At 65.7% G+C, this 16,333-nt stretch carries 14 protein-coding genes and 1 pseudogene; 7 read left to right on the top strand and 8 right to left on the bottom strand.

Annotated elements, in window-relative coordinates; translation table 11 throughout:
- Positions 1–22 precede the first annotated feature (22 nt).
- On the top strand, positions 23–1,045 hold the full coding sequence (locus tag E1294_RS10425) for a hypothetical protein (protein ID WP_132507255.1): 1,023 nt from the start codon (positions 23–25) through the stop codon (positions 1,043–1,045).
- Positions 1,046–1,443: 398 nt separating this feature from the next.
- Here the strand turns inward: E1294_RS10425 and E1294_RS10420 are convergent, their stop codons facing one another.
- The gene (locus E1294_RS10420) at positions 1,444–1,959 is read right to left on the bottom strand and encodes a GntR family transcriptional regulator (RefSeq protein ID WP_132507253.1); all 516 of its coding nucleotides are present in this window, start codon (positions 1,957–1,959) and stop codon (positions 1,444–1,446) included.
- A 281-nt stretch (positions 1,960–2,240) separates the two neighbouring features.
- Here E1294_RS10420 and E1294_RS52595 point away from each other — a divergent pair, with 281 nt between their 5' ends.
- Together E1294_RS52595 and E1294_RS10415 are read left to right on the top strand one after the other, a co-directional pair.
- Complete coding sequence (locus E1294_RS52595; RefSeq protein ID WP_165977210.1) at positions 2,241–2,396, top strand: hypothetical protein; 156 nt, start codon at positions 2,241–2,243, stop codon at positions 2,394–2,396.
- Between the two features lie 289 nt (positions 2,397–2,685).
- Positions 2,686–3,456 (top strand): class I SAM-dependent methyltransferase, encoded by a 771-nt coding sequence (locus tag E1294_RS10415; RefSeq protein ID WP_132507251.1) that lies wholly within the window; start codon positions 2,686–2,688, stop codon positions 3,454–3,456.
- A 372-nt stretch (positions 3,457–3,828) separates the two neighbouring features.
- Here the strand turns inward: E1294_RS10415 and radC are convergent, their stop codons facing one another.
- Both radC and E1294_RS10405 read right to left on the bottom strand, forming a co-directional pair.
- Positions 3,829–4,485, bottom strand: a complete 657-nt coding sequence (gene radC / locus E1294_RS10410; protein WP_132507249.1) for a RadC family protein — start codon at positions 4,483–4,485, stop codon at positions 3,829–3,831.
- Between the two features lie 429 nt (positions 4,486–4,914).
- Positions 4,915–5,631 (bottom strand): GntR family transcriptional regulator, encoded by a 717-nt coding sequence (locus tag E1294_RS10405; protein ID WP_132507247.1) that lies wholly within the window; start codon positions 5,629–5,631, stop codon positions 4,915–4,917.
- A 1,195-nt stretch (positions 5,632–6,826) separates the two neighbouring features.
- Between E1294_RS10405 and dapA the strand changes: the two genes are divergently transcribed.
- Entirely contained in the window at positions 6,827–7,744 is a 918-nt protein-coding gene (gene dapA, locus E1294_RS10400) for a 4-hydroxy-tetrahydrodipicolinate synthase (RefSeq protein WP_132507245.1), read from the top strand.
- A 54-nt stretch (positions 7,745–7,798) separates the two neighbouring features.
- Positions 7,799–9,484 carry a ribonuclease J gene (locus E1294_RS10395; protein ID WP_132507243.1) on the top strand — a complete coding sequence of 562 codons (1,686 nt, stop codon included), beginning with the start codon at positions 7,799–7,801 and terminating at the stop codon, positions 9,482–9,484.
- Between the two features lie 330 nt (positions 9,485–9,814).
- Here E1294_RS10395 and E1294_RS10390 read toward each other — a convergent pair whose 3' ends face one another.
- Positions 9,815–10,687: an ABC transporter permease gene (locus E1294_RS10390; protein WP_132507241.1), complete on the bottom strand. Its 873-nt coding sequence runs from the start codon at positions 10,685–10,687 to the stop codon at positions 9,815–9,817.
- Positions 10,688–10,761: 74 nt separating this feature from the next.
- A pseudogene (locus tag E1294_RS10385) lies at positions 10,762–11,403 on the bottom strand (ATP-binding cassette domain-containing protein); the annotation flags it as partial.
- A gap of 113 nt (positions 11,404–11,516) precedes the next feature.
- Here E1294_RS10385 and E1294_RS54410 point away from each other — a divergent pair.
- Together E1294_RS54410 and E1294_RS10375 are read left to right on the top strand one after the other, a co-directional pair.
- Positions 11,517–13,034: a sensor histidine kinase gene (locus E1294_RS54410; RefSeq protein WP_165977209.1), complete on the top strand. Its 1,518-nt coding sequence runs from the start codon at positions 11,517–11,519 to the stop codon at positions 13,032–13,034.
- Positions 13,031–13,672, top strand: a complete 642-nt coding sequence (locus E1294_RS10375; protein ID WP_132507237.1) for a response regulator — start codon at positions 13,031–13,033, stop codon at positions 13,670–13,672. Before E1294_RS54410 ends, E1294_RS10375 begins: the two co-directional genes overlap by 4 nt.
- Positions 13,673–14,592: 920 nt before the next feature.
- Here the strand turns inward: E1294_RS10375 and E1294_RS10370 are convergent.
- The 3 genes from E1294_RS10370 to E1294_RS10360 form a co-directional block, all read right to left on the bottom strand.
- Positions 14,593–15,087: a DUF402 domain-containing protein gene (locus tag E1294_RS10370; protein ID WP_132507235.1), complete on the bottom strand. Its 495-nt coding sequence runs from the start codon at positions 15,085–15,087 to the stop codon at positions 14,593–14,595.
- Between the two features lie 308 nt (positions 15,088–15,395).
- Positions 15,396–15,677 (bottom strand): IS3 family transposase, encoded by a 282-nt coding sequence (locus E1294_RS10365; protein ID WP_132507233.1) that lies wholly within the window; start codon positions 15,675–15,677, stop codon positions 15,396–15,398.
- Positions 15,674–16,003 carry a transposase gene (locus E1294_RS10360; RefSeq protein ID WP_132507231.1) on the bottom strand — a complete coding sequence of 110 codons (330 nt, stop codon included), beginning with the start codon at positions 16,001–16,003 and terminating at the stop codon, positions 15,674–15,676. Before E1294_RS10360 ends, E1294_RS10365 begins: the two co-directional genes overlap by 4 nt.
- Between the last annotated feature and the right edge of the window lie 330 nt (positions 16,004–16,333).

The raw sequence follows: 16,333 nt of genomic DNA, 5'->3' as shown, positions 1-16,333 counted from the left end.
GATGGGGGAGGAGGTGTCACACATGGCGGACCTCACGATCCCAGAGGGCGGTTTCTGGCCTGCACCGCAGATCCCGCAGCCCAACATCTATCCCATGGAATGGCGAGTCGAGACCGAAAAACTCGCCGCCATCTACGAGAAGTCCAAGCGCATGGTCTGGAACCCCGCCGACCTGCCCTGGGACGGTCTCCGACCGGACGACTTCACCCGCGAGCAGCGCCTGGGCATCATGTACTGGTTCGCGGTCCTGGCGAACTTCGACGCCTCGGGGCCCGCGGTGTTCGCCCGCGCCACCATCCAGGCGTTCGAGAAACACGAGGAGGACCCGGTCAGGAAGTGTTTCTTCTCGATCACTCGTGACGAGATGAACCACGAGGAGTGTTGCCAGCGCACCATCGCCAAGCTCTGGCCGGGCGGACCGCTCGACTGGACGCCCTCCGACGACCTCGAATCAGCCGCCCACAACAACATCGGCTGGCTCTATCACAACGGCGGCCGCTACTGGAACGGCTACAGCTCGGCCGTGGGCAAATACTCGCTCCCGGTGTTGTTCACCAGCTTCATGATGGGTGAGATGGCCGCCTCCACGCTCTTCAGGGGCATGGCCTCGGGGACGCAGCACCCGGTCTTCGGCGAGATGTTCCAGCGCATCGGCAGGGACGAATCCCGCCACCTCCAGATTTGCATGACTATCCTGGAGAACGAGTGGCCCGGGCTCACCGACGACACCAAGGCGCTGATCACGCGCCAGCTCAGGGCGGGGTTCGTCTTCCTGAGCATGATTCTCTGGGAGCCTCCTGAGGGCTTCTGGGAGCTTCCGCCGTACTTCCTGGCCAACCACCGTGTCCTCATGGACCACGCCAGGGAGGCCGGGCTCGGCGTCCTGTCGTACGAGGAGCAGGCGGAGAACTGGCGCGTGGCCATGGCCAGGATCCGGGTGATCGTGGAGCGCTGGGGGATCGCCTTCCCCGCCATTCCTGAGCTCGACCTGGAAGGGGTGCAGGTGGACTTCATCGATCCCGAGGAGATCATCCCGGTCTTCTGAGCCGCGTATGGAGGGACTCAGGGTGCTGGAGCCGGGCACCCCCGGCCCGGCTCACCGGAGGATCGCCCACGGCGGGCGTGCTCGCCCTCGACCACCACGAAGTCGAGGGCGAGTGCCTGGTCCCGGAGGGCGACATCGGTGGCAGGGCCGGTTGAGGCCGGGGTCTCGCGGGTGGAGCTGACGCCGTTCGCCTCCCTGGGCGTTCGCCCGGGGCCGAGGGGAGGGACGCCAGTCGACCGACGACTGGCGCGGGACACACCGCCGCTATTGGGCGGGTCATGGGGTGGACGACGCCACGACGATCGTCTGCGCGTGGTTCCGTCTCGGCCGGTGTTTCACCGGGGGTCCGTAGTCGCCGGGGGACGCGGCGTGGCCGGGTCGCTCACGAACGTGGGCGACTAGGAATCACGATTTATGGGCCATTTCTCTGGAATATTCACATAAGTGCCCCGATAGGGGACGGTGAAGACCCATCCCTGCTCTCTGAGATAGGCGACCGCCTGGCGTGCGGTGACTTTTGCGACGCCGTACTGTCGCATCATCACTTTTTCGCCCGGGATGGCCCTGTTCGGCGGAATATCGCCATTCTGGATGCTTTTCGCGATTTCTTTGGCAATTTTCTGATAAAGCGGCACCGTCTTGGGTGAGCGTGGCGCACCCGGCTGGCCGACGAACGTGCCCTCGCCCTGCACGGTGTACGCCAGCCCTTGCTCGCGCAATTCCCGGGCCACCCGTCGGGCCGTCGTCCGCGCGATGTCATATTCCTCTTCGAGCGTGGCCTCGCTCGGCACCGGATCGCCTGCTTGGAGCTCGCCGCGTTCGATCTGATCGCGGACCAGGTCGGCGACCTGTTTGTAGATGGGCACGGGCCCTTCGCGATCTAGCACGTCCGGATCATAGACGAAACCGTACATGAGTGCTCAACACAGACGCCTTGTAGGTCTATAGATACGTTCACGATACCAATGGATACGGGCCCGGTATAGTGAGCGTCATGATGGGACGAAGGTGACCTGCACGGCCGGCACGTTCGGCCGGGTGCCGACGTACGCGGAGTCATCAACTGGGATCCGGCGATCCGGCGTCGTGGGTGCGGGTCAGGGATTGTACGTGTGAATGCATGCCAGTGGTTTACGAATTGTACGTGGCGGGTGGCCTGTCCTTCATCTGTAAAACCACGAGAGTGGGAGTGAATGTGAAGGTCGAGGAGTTCACCAGCAGGCCGAACTCTCGGGTGCGCGACCTGTGGAACTCTCTGTTCGATCTGCCGAAGAAGCTGGTTCGCGTCGACAACTCAGGACCGCAGCCGCTGCGGAGCAGCGCCCGACTGGTGGCGAAGGGTGAATGCTGAACCCTTTCGTTCGTGGGCTTGCGGCAGCAGAGCTCTCACCGCAACGCATCCTTGCGGTCCCCGGCCACGCGACCACGCGACCGAGCAGTCCATCCCCGATCCCTGGTCGCCTACGCTTTCACAGGCGTGATCACCTGTCTAGCCGGTGCGGATCTCGGAGAGGCCATGACGAGCGTCTATGACAGCGAACGGCTGTCGCAAGCTATGCCTTCGACCGTCCTCCGGTGCATCAGCGCATGCTCGAGCAGGTTCGCCTTGAGCGTCCGGCCAGGCGCGCACTGGATGTCGGATGGGCGCCGGCGTGTCCACTGCGGCGCTCGCGCCCTTGGCCCATCGTGTCATCGGCCTGGAGCCGGTCCCGGCGATGCTGGTCCACCGGCGATCCGTCGCGCCCTCCGCTCGGTTCGTCATCGGCACGGCGGAGCGGCTGCCGTTCGCTGCGGCGTCGTTCGACCTGGTCGCCGCCGCTGGTTCGCTGAACTACACCGATCTCACGTCCGCCCTTGCCGAGGTGGCCCGCGTCCTGACTCCGGACGGGGTCTTCCTCGTGTACGACTTCTCGAAAGGGCGGTCCTCGCTGACCGGTGACGCGCTGACGGCGTGGTTCGAGTCGTTCGAGCAGCGGTTTCCATCGCCGCCCGGATGGCGGCCGCTGGCCGTGCAGCAGTTGCCGCTCATCGGGGCGGGGCTGCGCCTGCTCGGCTACGCCGACGTTGAGATCGCCGTGCCGATGACACTGGACGACTACCTGCGTTACGTGTTGGGAGAGGTCGGCGTGGACAACGCCATCGCGCGGGGCGACGACAGCGCCGAGCAGGCGCGCGACTGGTGTCGTCGCACACTCGTGGAGGTCTTCCTGAGCGGGGATGTGACCGTGGTATTTCGAGGGTATCTAGCGACGCTGGCCCGACCGGCGGCCGATCCGCTGGATGACGTGCCGAGAACTGGTGGAACTTCGGCACCGTCGCGTCTCTCCGCCCCCTCGGCAAGGCCCTGCTCTGGTCCGGCGTGGTTGACGACATCGAGCAGCGACGGGGAGCAAGGCCACAACACCAGTTGACGGTTCACGGCTGCCGTAACCCGGTGCCCGTCCAACCGGATCGAGCAAAGTGAGGGCGTCGGAAGAGGAAGGCAGCGAATCGTATGGCCTTGCGCGGAAGGTGTTCCGCGCCGGTCTCTGGCGACGCGCCTGCCCAATCGCACGACGTAGACGATCGGGCTTCGCCCGGGACCGGCGCGAAACCACGGACGTGGCGTCGTGCCCTCCGGAGGCACAGAGCCACGCCATGGCGGGTGGTGGCCGACTGACGTCCATAACGGCCTCCCGCGGCATTAGGTTCTCATGGTCATCCCTTGGAAAACTGCAGTTCGTTGCTATGCAGGAGATCATGGCCTTTGATGGTGGCTGGGCGAGATCCGTGGCGGATTGGGATTATGTCGGGATACGTCGCCAGGCGGCATCTACGATGATCACATGGTCGAGGAGTCGCACCCCGACGGTCTCGGCGGCCGCGACGAGCTGGGCGGTGGCTTCCAGGTCGGCCACACTCGGCTCCAGGGACCCGCTCGGATGGTTGTGCCCCAGGCCGAACATCGCGCCGCCCGCGGTGAGCACTTCGGTGATCACCTCCCGGATCGGCACCGCTGTATGGTCGGCCCCGCCTTCGGAGAGCACAACGCGCCGGAGCACCCGGCCACGGATGTCGCACACGACCAGGACCAGCCGCTCCTGAGCACGATCTCGCAGCAGAGGAGCGCACGCGTGTGCCAGGTCGGACGTGCTGTTGATCCGCTCCCGCTCCGGCCATGCGTCCGCCCGCCGTACGAGATGGAAGGCCGCGCTCACCCGCGCGGCCTTGGCCGGGCCGATGCCGGGCACGGTGAGCAGTCGGTGCGGCTCGGATCGGCTGAGCGCCTCCAGATCCCCGCAGTGCTGGATCACCTGGCTGGCCAGATCGAGAGCGCTCGACCCGCGAAACCCTGAACCGAGCAGCACGGCCAGCAGCTCCCGGTCGGCCAGCGCAGCGGCGCCGCTGGACATGAGCCGTTCGCGGGGCCGGTCGCTCTTCGGCAGATCCTTGACTCGCATCGGCAACCTCCGCGACCGTTCTATCAACGCGTACCGACAATCTCTGACCTGCGCGTTTGCCGCGAATCCCACGCGTTGTCCCATGGATGAAATATCGGGATATCACGGCACGCACCTTGTGGGTGACGGGACTCCCAGGCTGGGGGCGGCGGGCCAGGTCGTTGCGGCCGCCCAGAGCGGGGCCGATGATCGGCGAGTCGTTTGCCTGGTTCCTGCTCGCGGCGCTTGTCCGCGCACTTGTCTGCCGACGTCCGCAGCGCGCGGCGTGCGCCGCGGCGTCCGCAGATCGCGTTCGTGCGCCGCCTGTCGACACGCATTCATCCGCTGAGGGCGTCCAGGGAATGCGTGGAGGCTTGCCCTGCGAAGCGTGGTCGTGGCGGAAGGATGGGCTCCGGGTGAGGAGGCGCTCGCCCGGAGCCAGGGCCGGTCCTACACGGGCATGCTGTACGTGATCCGGAAGCGGTCTCCCGGGATGACGATGTCGCTGGTCTCAACGGGACGATCACCGGCCCAGTGAGTGCGCTCGATATGCAGAACGTGAACGCCTGCGGCCAGGTCGAGCGCATCGCTCTCCGCGGGGCGGGGAACGCGGGTGTGCACGCTCTCGACGACCTCGGTGATCTTGATGCCGTGGGCGTACATCCTCGCCACCAGGCTGCGCCGTTCCTCCTCCGAATGGGCGGCGAACTCCATCGGCTCGTAGGAGGTGGCGAGCTGTAGCGGCTTGCCGTCGCTGCGATAGACGTAGCGCGTCTTGCTCAGCGTGGTCGACTCGCTGAGGCGCAGCCGCCTGGCGATGTCGGCGCCCGCTTCGGCTGGTTCGCTGTGCCAGTCCCACGTCACGCGTCTGCCCTGAGACTGCAGGTCTGCCGCGAACGGGGCGGGATGGTCCAAGAACCGCCATCGATGCAACGAGGTGAGGTCGGGGCGTTCCCTGACGTAATGGCCCGATCCCACGCGGCCGATGATGAGGCCCTCACCCGCGAGTACGCGGAGGGCGTGACGGGCGGCGGTCTCGCCGACCTGATATTTACGGGTCAGCTGCGCCCGCGACGGAATGGGCGCGCCGGGGGGAAGGGTGCCGTCGGTGATCTGTCGCCGGATGTCTTCGACGACACGCAGGTAGACCGGATCTGAGGTGGCCACTAGTCCATCCCTGGGGGTTCGTGTGAGGCGTTGCCCTATGTTGCCGTATTCGGCAGGTAACCGACCGTCATCGATGACTGCTGGAGCCCCAACTTTGCGATGGCGGAAAATTATCGGAGAAACCCTGTAACGCGGATGTAAGGGACACCGATTCTCCGATAGAGGTCGTCGATGTGTGTACCCCCGAGCACATATCGGCGACCTCTTCCATGCCCATGCCTGTCGCTCCAGCGGCTCGTGGATCGAGCGGGCCGGTTGCGGCCCGTGGGTCTCGATGGAGCGGCGCTGCGGTCAGGGGTGTCGCTTCGACTGCCCGGGCCCGTCACGCACGCCCTACATCCGCGCAGTTCGGACAGTACGGCACACCGCTTGTACGGCCAAATGCCCCATCAGGGTCGAAGTACCGACATCGGGCGACAATCAGTCACACGCTGCTACCGAGTAACACGCCGGCCAGCCAGAACTGCGAAGAGGGCAGCCGTGTGCGGGGCTGAGGTGAGGATGACCGTGCGCGGTGCTGGGGTGAGGGCGGTCGTGTGCGGGGTTGGGTTGAGGGTGACCGTGTGGGGGAGAGTGGGGTGAGGGTGACCGTGTGCGGTGCTGGAATGAGGGCAGCCGCGTGGAGAACCAGGGATGAGGGTGCGCGCGTGCGGGGACAGGGTGGGACGCGCACCGGCAGGGCGGGATGCGACGACAAGGGCAAGGAGCGACGTGGGCTGGGACGCGTGGGTGAGGCAGGGGCGAAGCCTCCGCTCCCGCCTGCACGCGTACCAAGTGGCCGGTAGCACGAAGAAGTCCTGATCCACGGAGACCTTCCTGTTTCTGGCACGGGAACGCCATGTGACGCGGGCGGGTGGAGACTCGGCTGCGGACCAGGGCCAGGGAGCGCGTGGCTCGGCGTGGAAGAGGTGCACGATCGGTCACAGGGCGGTCGTCGGCCCGCGCGGCTTACCCGGGAACCGGGGTGAGCGGTAGCGGAAAGTGCTCCTGGGCGGGGACCGCGGAGCTGCGACGTGGTCCGTGCGAAGTAATGGCGGGTCACAACTGCCGGTGTGGCTGGAGGACTCGGCGGAAGGACCTATCGTTGGATGAGCAGCACACGGCTGCTGTCGAAAGGGGGCAAAAGGCGGCTCCAGGCAGGCAAAGCGGGGTGGCGACGTCCAATGGATTTCTGAATCCAGGTAGCGTTCGCACTATGGCATCGCCAACTGGAACCACCGATGCGCCCTTCGGCCGTATGCTGACCGCGATGGTCACGCCGTTCACTTCTGACGGTGAGGTCGATTATGTGGCTGTGCGGCGTCTTGCTACCTATCTGGTAGACGAGCAGCGAAATGACGGCTTGATCGTCAACGGGACGACTGGTGAGTCGCCCACCACTTCCGACGAGGAGAAGCAGCGTATCGTCAGTGCCGTCCTCGACGCGGTCGGTGACCGCGCGGCCGTGGTGGCAGGAGCGGGCTCCAACGACACCCGCCATAGTGTCGAGCTCGCGAAGCAGGCGGCACGTGCCGGCGCACACGGCCTGCTGGTGGTAACGCCTTACTACAACAAACCTCCGCAAGAGGGTTTGTATCGGCACTTCACCGCTGTCGCCGACGCGACCGATCTTCCCGTGATGCTCTATGACATTCCGGGGCGTAGCGGAGTGCCGATCAAAACGGAGACTCTGATCAGGCTGGCGCAACACGAACGGATTGTGGCCGTCAAGGACGCCAAAGGCGATCTGTTCGCTGCCAGTCAGGTGATGATCGCGACCGATCTCGTCTTCTATTCGGGAGACGATCTGCTCAACCTGGCCTGGCTCTCGCTCGGGGCGACCGGGTTCGTCAGCGTCGTCGGACATGTGGTCGGCGCGGAGTTGGCGCGAATGATCCACCTGTACAAGAGCGGCGAGGTCGCTCAAGCGCTGGCCCTGCACAGTCAGGTGGCTCCCGTAGTGGACGGGATCATGCTGCGTGCGGGCGGCGCGATCATGGCAAAGGCGGCGCTGAGCATGGTGGGCGTGCAGGTAGGACCGGTACGGCTGCCGCTCGTGGACGCGACAGAGAAGCAAATCGCCGAGCTGCGTGCTTGCCTGGTAGCCGGCGGGGTGAAGTTGACAGACGCATAGGAACGGGGAGGAACCGGGAGTTTTGAGAACACGATCTGACCGTGGGGGCCGGGCATGAGCCATCCGCATCCTGAGCTTGGCCCCCCACCGGCGCTGCCTCACGGCGGCTTGCGCATCGTCGCGCTCGGCGGGCTGGGTGAGATCGGCAGGAACATGGCCGTCTTCGAATACGACGGCCGTCTGCTGATCGTCGACTGCGGGGTGTTGTTCCCCGAGCCTGACCAGCCGGGTGTCGACCTCATCCTGCCCGACTTCGAATACATCAGGGACCGGCTCGACGATGTCGAAGCCGTCGTACTGACGCACGCTCACGAAGACCACATCGGAGCTGTGCCCTATCTGCTGCGGGAGCGGCGCGATATCCCGCTCATCGGATCCAAGCTCACGCTTGCCCTGATCGAGGCCAAGCTCACCGAGCACCGGATCCAGCCGACCAAACGCGAGGTCATCGAAGGCGAGCGGCACGTCTTCGGACCTTTCGACTGTGAGTTTCTCGCGGTCAACCACTCGATCCCCGACGCGCTGGCCATGGCTATCAGGACGCCCGCCGGCATCGTGCTGCACACCGGCGACTTCCGGATGGACCAGCTGCCGAGCGACGGGCGCCTCACCGATCTCGGGGGCTTCGCCAGGCTTGGCACCGAGGGCGTCGACCTGCTGATGTCCGACTCGACCAACGCCGAGGTGCCTGGGTTCGTCACCAGTGAGCGGGAGATCGCGCCGGTCATCGACGAGGTGATCCGCACCTCCGAGCAGCGGGTCATCGTGGCGAGCTTCGCCTCGCACGTCCACCGCATCCAGCAGGTCATGGACGCCGCCGCCCGGCACGGCCGCAAGGTCGCCCTGGTCGGACGCTCGATGGTGCGCAACATGGGAGTGGCCCGAGACCTGGGCTATCTCAAGGTCCCGCCGGAGCTGATCGTCGACTCGCGCGACATCGAGGAGTGGCCGCCACAGGACGTGGTGCTGGTCTGCACCGGTTCCCAGGGCGAGCCGATGGCGGCGCTGTCGAGGATGGCCAACCGTGACCATCCGATCCGCATCGCCGAGGGCGACACGGTGCTCCTGGCTTCCTCGCTGGTGCCGGGTAACGAGACCGCGGTCAACAAGGTGATCAACGGTCTCACCCGGTGGGGCGCACGGGTCGTGCACAAGGGCAACGCCAAGGTGCACGTCTCCGGTCACGCGGCCGCCGGCGAGCTCCTCTACGTGCTCAACCTGACACGCCCGTCGAACTTCATGCCCGTGCACGGCGAATGGCGGCACCTGCGCGCCCACGCCAAGCTGGCCGCCCTCACGGGCGTGCCGGACGATCACATCGTGATCGCCGAAGACGGCGTCGTGGTCGACCTGATCGACGGCCGCGCGAAGATCGTCGGTGCGGTGCACGCCGGGTATGTCTACGTTGACGGCTCGTCGGTCGGTGAGATCACCGACACCTCGCTGAAGGACCGCAGGATCCTCGGAGACGAGGGATTCATCTCCGTGGTCGTCGTGGTCGACTCCAGCACCGGCAAGCTCACCGCGGGCCCAGAGATCCACGCGCGAGGTTCGGGTATCGACCCTCTGCAGTTCGACGAGTTCATTCCTCAGATCGAACGGGCCCTTGCGGAGAAGGCCGCGGACGGGGTGGTCGACATGCAGGAGATTCGCCGGGTGGTCCGCCGCACAGTGGGCCGCTGGGTGAGCGACACCTACCGCCGCCGTCCGATGATCATCCCCGTGGTGCTCGAAGTCTGAGCCCACTGACGGCATGGCAGCCGGAACGCCTGGTGGTACGGCAGGCGTTCCGGTCTTGCGCATCGCCGGACGACCACGTGTTTGCTGCGGTCTCTTGACCCGCATGTCGGGGACCTTCGTGCGGGTCAGCGTCGACGTGTCGGGGTTCGTGTGAGTCAGCGTCGACATGTCGGGCTGTCCTTCGTTGGCTCGTCGGGATGTCGGGGGCTTTGTGTGGGTCTGGGACGCCATGTCGCGGGGCCTCCGTGTGGATCAGCATCGCCACGGCAAAGGCCCTTGTGTGGGTCGGCGTCGACATGCAGGATCCTTCGTGGCATCGGCACCCACACCTCAGGCGTTTCTCCTGCGCATCAGCAAGGTTGTGGCTAGCAGAGGGAGAGCCGCATAGGAGGCCAGCACGGCGGCGGCCGCCGCGGGAGGCAAAAGCGAGCCATAGACCGAGGTCGTGATCGTGTCGCCGGTGATCTCGCGGGGAAGCGCTCCGATCATCACCGACCCGAGGCGCTCGCTCCAAGGTTCGGGGATGTTGCCGATGATCATGGGGATGACGTAGACGAGGCCGACGATGATGGCGATCGCACCGGCGCTCGAGCGCAGGAGCGCGCCGAGACCGAGGCCGAGTAGTGCGAACACCGGCACCGAGACGCTGATGGCGATCAGGAGCGGGAGCCGGTCCGCGAACGCGCCGGTGTATGCACCCGAGAACCGGTCATCGAGCACCAATCGGGTGACGGCATAGGTGCCGAAGACCGCTGTCGCACCGGTGATCAGGCCCAGTGCCCCCACGACCGTGGACTTGGCGGCGAGTATCGGCCACCGGCGCGGGACGATGGTCAGGCTTGTTCTGATCAGGCCGGTCGCGTATTCGGACGTGATGGCCTGCGTGCCCAGGATGCCCATGCAGAGTTGGGGCACGATCACGACCACCTCCTCGAGATCCGCGATGCGAGCGCTCAGGCGTTGTTGGGGTGGGGCGTCGTCGTACATGCCGGCCGCCATCACGGCCAGCGCGTAGCCCAGCAGAACGGCGCTGACGCCGAGGACGACGATGAGATAGGTCGAGCGAACAGAGCGGAGCTTGATCCATTCCGACGCGAGAACGTTCACGACCGCATTCATTCGTGTGGGCGGGCGCTGGTGAAGGACGCGTGCGGTGCTCGGCGTTCGACGGGCGTCGGCTGGTGGTCTGCGCTGGCTGATCATCGGGCGGCTCCGAACTGCACGCTGGAGGCGGTCAGCGCCATGTAGGCGTCTTCGAGCGATGGGTAGGCTGCGGTCAGCTCCGCGACCGCCGCCTCGGCGACCAGCTTGCCGCGGCCGATGATGACGATGCGCTCGGCGGTGAGGGCCATCTCGCTCGTGAGATGGCTGGAGAGGAGGATCGTCCTGCCTTCGGCGGCCAGCGAGCGCATGAGGCCGCGGATCCACCGCACGCCATCGGGATCGAGGCCGTTGACAGGTTCGTCGAACATCAACACGCCGGGGTCACCGAGCAGGGCGGCCGCGATGCCGAGCCGTTGTTTCATGCCGAGCGAGAAGCCGCCTACCCGTTTGCGGCCCACGCCCGCCAGGCCAACCTGCTCCAGCACCTCGGTCACCCGGGCGGCGCCGATGTCGTTGGTGCGAGCGAGGCAGAGCAGGTGGTTGTAGGCGCTGCGTCCGCCGTGGACGGCATGCGCATCCAAAAGCGCGCCCACTTCGTGCATCGGCCTGCTGAGCGATGTGTAAGGTCGGCCGTTTATGAGCGCCTGCCCGGAAGCGGGCGCATCGAGGCCGAGGATCAGGCGCAGGGTGGTGGACTTGCCGGCGCCGTTGGGGCCCAGAAATCCGGTCACGTGGCCGGGGCCGACCTTGAAGGACAGGTCGTCTACCGCGAGTGCGTCGCCGTACCGTTTCGTGAGGCGGTGGAGTTCGATCACGCCGTAAAGGATGCGGTGCGGAGGGTCGGCGGCGCGTCGGACCACGGTTCGAACCTGAAGGTCAAACCCTGGGCTGACGTGCGCTCGCCGCTTCAGCGGCTACGGTTCAACGCGTGGACGACAGGCACCCCTTCTTCACCCGGCGCTTGAGCCGCATCCAGCTGATCGTGCTCGATATGGCGGTGGGGCTGTGCTTCGGGTCCGTGGCCTTCACTATGGCGGTCAACGCCACGGCGCTGCCACCATGGATGAGGTTTGCTCTGCCCTTCGGGCTCGGCCTGCTGCTGTCGGTGCGCAGACTGTGGCCGCTGCCCGTGTTCTGCCTGACGTTGGTGCTGGCCGTCTTCGCCGTCATGAGCGATGCCATCGGGTTCGCCTACCTCGCACCCGCGTACGCCCTCTATATTGTCGCGCTGTCCGATAGGGTCGGCCCCTTGATCCCTTCGTCCGCCATCGGAGGGTTGAGCCTGGTCACGTTGTTCGGGTTGACCCTGGCGGGTGCACCACAGGAGGGCGCTCCCGACTGGCTGGTCCACTTCGATAAGCCACTCATGGGGATCGCCGCCCTGGGCGGCTCATGGACGATCGGCCGTGCCGTGCACGAGCGCAGGCATTATGCGGCGCACGAGGCCGAGCGGCTGGCGTCGCAAGCGGTGACTGATGAACGGCTGCGCATCGCTCGCGAGCTGCATGACGTGGTCACGCACAGCGTGGGGCTGATCGCCGTCAAGGCCGGCGTGGCCAATCATGTGATGTCGACCAGGCCGGAGGAGGCCCACGACGCTCTGCGGGTGATCGAGACAGCCAGCCGGAGCGCACTGGTCGAGATGCGGCACCTGCTCGGCATGCTGAGGTCCACCAACGTGCCTGACCTCGTGCCCACCCCGGGCATCGAAGGACTCGAAGAACTCGCGGAGCAGGCTCGGCTTGCGGGGGTTGACGTGGAGCTGCAGATCCACATCGCTGGTGGCGGCGATGCGGGGCGGGTGTCGGTTGTTGGTGAGGGCGATGCCGGGCGGGTGCTCGCCGGCGGTGACGGCAGTTCTGGGGTGAAGGGTGCTTCTGGTGCTTTCGGGACTCTGCACGAAAGCCTGGGCGCAGCTGGTGATGCAGAAAGGGCTGGTGATGGCGTCGGAGGCCGTGGGATGAGAGGTCTCGATCACGTTGGGTACCGCGGGGAGACCACTAGTGGGGGTTGGGTGCGGGGACGAGGCGATGAGGGCGGCGGCGCGGGCGTGTCAGGCTGGGGTGGCAGATCTTCGACGGCGATTGAGGACGAGGCCGGAGCTGTCGGCGGGCGGCAGGGGGAGAGACACCACCAGCGGGACCGGTTGCCTGATGGTGTGGGGTTGTCGGTCTACCGGATCGTGCAGGAGGCGCTGACCAACGTGGCCAAGCACGCGGCGCCCGCCCGGTGCCGGGTCTCCGTCGTGGCCGACGGCAAGGACGTACGGATTGAAGTGATAGATGACGGACCTGGGAGACGCACGTCGCCTTCCGTCGGCACCGGGCACGGCCTGATCGGGATGCGGGAGCGGGTCATGATGTATGGCGGCACGTTTGAAGCGGGGGGCAGACCTGGGAGCGGGTTTCGGGTGTTCGCCCAGTTGCCCTATCAGGAGACGCCGTGATCCGGGTGGTCGTGGCCGATGATCAGGCGTTGCTCAGAGGAAGTTTCAGGGTGCTGGTCGACTCTGAGCCTGACCTGGGCGTGGTCGGGGAGGCCGCGACAGGGGCAGAAGCGGTCACCGTGGCCATGGAGCAGAGGCCTGATGTGGTGTTGATGGACGTGCGGATGCCGGAGATGGATGGCATCGAGGCGACCCGAAGGATCAAGGATGTTTCCCGGGTGCTCGTGGTCACGATGTTCGATCTTGACGCATATGTTTACGACGCGCTTCGGGCGGGAGCAAGCGGATTTCTCCTTAAGGACACACCACCTGCAGACCTGCTCGCCGCCATCAGGGTCGTCGCGAGTGGGGAGGCATTGCTGGCACCAACGGTGACGCGAAGGTTGATCGAAGAATTCACTCGCACACCCGTGACGCCACGGGTTAAAGGGCTGGACGGGGTTACTGAGCGGGAGAGGGATGTGCTCACGTTGATTGCGCGCGGGCTGTCCAACGGCGAAATCGCGGAGCATCTTCAGGTGAGTCTGGCCACGGTGAAAACGCACATCACGCGGCTGCTGGCCAAGTTGGAAGCGCGTGACCGGGCACAGCTTGTGATCGCCGCATATGAGAGTGGGCTGGTTTCCGCAGCGGGCTGATTCACATCGTCACCGAGGTGAGCTCGTACGCCCAAGCCAAGCAGAGGTGAAGCCGTGGAATGGCAGTGGATCTTGTTGCTCGTACGCGGGCTGTCGTTTACCGGTGGGAGCCCGGTCCCGGTGGTTGCCAGGAGGCCCGGTGGCCCATTCGCTGAGATCAGGTCGCCGTATATGCGTTGCGTTCCCTGGCGATATCGCGGCACGATCGTCGTTGCTGCTGGAAGAGAGGCGAACGATGAACGGGTCTTGCTCGACGCGGTCCGCCACAACAACTGGGCGGCAAGGAGCTCGTGAGGTTCTGCCAGGACCAAGATCTCTCCCGGGGCAATTCGAAATCCGTGGCGTCGGCACCTTCGGCGGCATCCTCTCCACCCTCCGCCACACATCGTGTCGGATGGAAGCCACATACGACGTCTGGCCGAATCCGAACTCGCCTGGGTTGACAGTGACGAGAACAGAAGCCCCATGGCTGGGCCTCGGAGGCCGAGCAGTTCTGGGAGCAGGCGTTGGCCAAGCCGACCGACGTGGAACGCGTGGTCGTCGTGGACAACGGAACGCGCGAGGTCCGAGCCGGCATCTTCGTGGCTCAGGCCCTCAACCACGCTAACCACCACCAAGCAGGTCTGCGCCATACTGGCCGGCCTGGGCATCGAGCCGCCGGACATCCAAGCCTGGGAATACGCCTGGGCCAGCGGACGGATCTGGGACCGAAACTGACTCCTCATCACGGCTTCGCTGCCGTCGATGATCGCTGATGTCCGGTCGGCTCGGAAGCGGTCCGAGAGGCGGCACGCCCTACGTTCCGGGTGTGTCCGTTCGGGCTTTCTGGTGGCGGGCTCTGGAGCGATCAGCGGTGAACTGCAGGATTGACGGTCAACCGAAGATACCCGCCAAGTCGGCTTTTCTTGATTTCGCAGAGGTCACTTCATGGTCAGCCATTGCATGTGTGCGCCGCCGAACGGGCCCTTGCTCTCGCCTACCGCATCGAGTAGCCAGCGCGCGGTCTCCTCTGCTTGCGAGATCAACTCGGGTGGGTAATTGAGCAGCACCTGATGCTCGGCGAACTCATCCTCGTCATCGAGGACGAGTCGGCCATCGCGCAGGAGGACCACGTCCAGGTCGAGGTCCAGCATGGTCACCTCACCGTCCCTCCATTCCGGGATGGTGGTGACGTCGACATAGATTTCGCTTTTGTGGGGAGGGGCGTTGAACGAAGCGGTCCACCAGGCGTTTCGAGGGAACAGCATGATCGCGGTTGTCTCCCACGTGACGGGCGGCCCATCACCCTTGCGGGCGATCGTGCCGCCGGGCACCTCCACCCAGACTCCGTGCTCGTCCTCGCCGAGTAGGCGGCCCGGGTGGTTCCAGTGCAATGCTCCGCCGAACTTTCGAAACACGACCCGTACATCTGTCACAGAGGGAATCTATCTGCCGCCGGACGGCTGTCGCTCAAGTGCCCCGCCCGGGCTGCGTGCGCTGGACGCCTTGAGGGATTGAAGTAGCTCTGCCGTGTGGCATCGGGGCGGGGCTGTTTGTACGCGCGGTGTCCCTGGTCTGCCCGGCTCGGCCGGGTGGCGCCTCGCCTCGGCCGGCCGGCGCGGTGCGCACATGCTGCGCCTGTCAAGTCCGGAGACGAGTCCAGGGAGGAAGGCGCATTGGGCTGTCCAACGGCTCGTCTGGGTTGTGCAGCAGACACAGGCCACCGCCGTAAACGCTGCCGCGTTCAGGAGCGGGGCCGTGGTCGCGTAGGGCCGGGCAGGTCACCGACCTGTTCACCCGATCGCAGCAGGGCTGAGTGGATCCGCCGATAACCGTAGGTCTGATGGCTATCTTCGAATAACTTCTCGATCTTTTCCTTCAGGCGTTCACGGCGTTCAGCGGTCGCCGACAACGGCCGCCCTCGCCACTCGTAATAGCCGGACCGCGACACGTCCAGCCACGAGCACATGTCCACAATGGCACAATGGGCCTTCTCCGCATCGATGAGCTCGTACTTGACAGTCACCGCTGTTCCCGGGCGAAGAAGGCCGCGGCGTTTCTCAAGAACGCGTTCTCTTCGCGGAGCTTGCGATTCTCCCGCTCCAGCGCAAGTTCCCGCTCGCTCTTCTTCTCGCCCGCATCCTGCGCCGGCGCCACATCGTCGCTCCGAGTTCGCCGATAGGTGTTCACCCAATTTCCGAGCGTGGTGTCGTGGATGCCGGGTTCTTTGGCCACATGCGACACCGGCCGCGGACCGTCCAGCACCATGCGAACGGCTTCGTCCTTGAACTCCCCGCTGAATCGTCGGTTACGCCCCGCCACAGCCTTCCCTTCAACCTTAGTTGGGGCCATGCCCGGAAGATCCGGAGGGCTTCAGGGGCATGGTGTGCAGTGGGTTGGGGATTCTCGTGTCCAGCGGGCTGTGAAGCATGGTGTGCAGCGGGTTGCGGATCCTCGTGCTCCAGCGACCCGGGCATTGGGGGCGGGGCTGCGGAAAGCCGTGTTCTGCTGGGCCAGGGACCAATGAGCCTAGGGATGCAGACGCAAGGCTTCTTTCATGGCTTTCAGGCGTTGCAGTGAGGCCAGGCCGGCGTGGTACAGGTGGAACTCGGACGCTCCGGCCTTGGCGTACGTCCTGAGTTGGTCGGCCAGTGCCTCTGCGTCGGCTGGGCGGGGTGGGAG

The organism is Nonomuraea diastatica (assembly GCF_004349015.1).
Taxonomy (GTDB): Bacteria; Actinomycetota; Actinomycetes; order Streptosporangiales; family Streptosporangiaceae; genus Nonomuraea; species Nonomuraea diastatica.
Note: the sequence above shows the minus strand (reverse complement) of the source record. Positions and strands in the feature narration are given on the sequence as shown.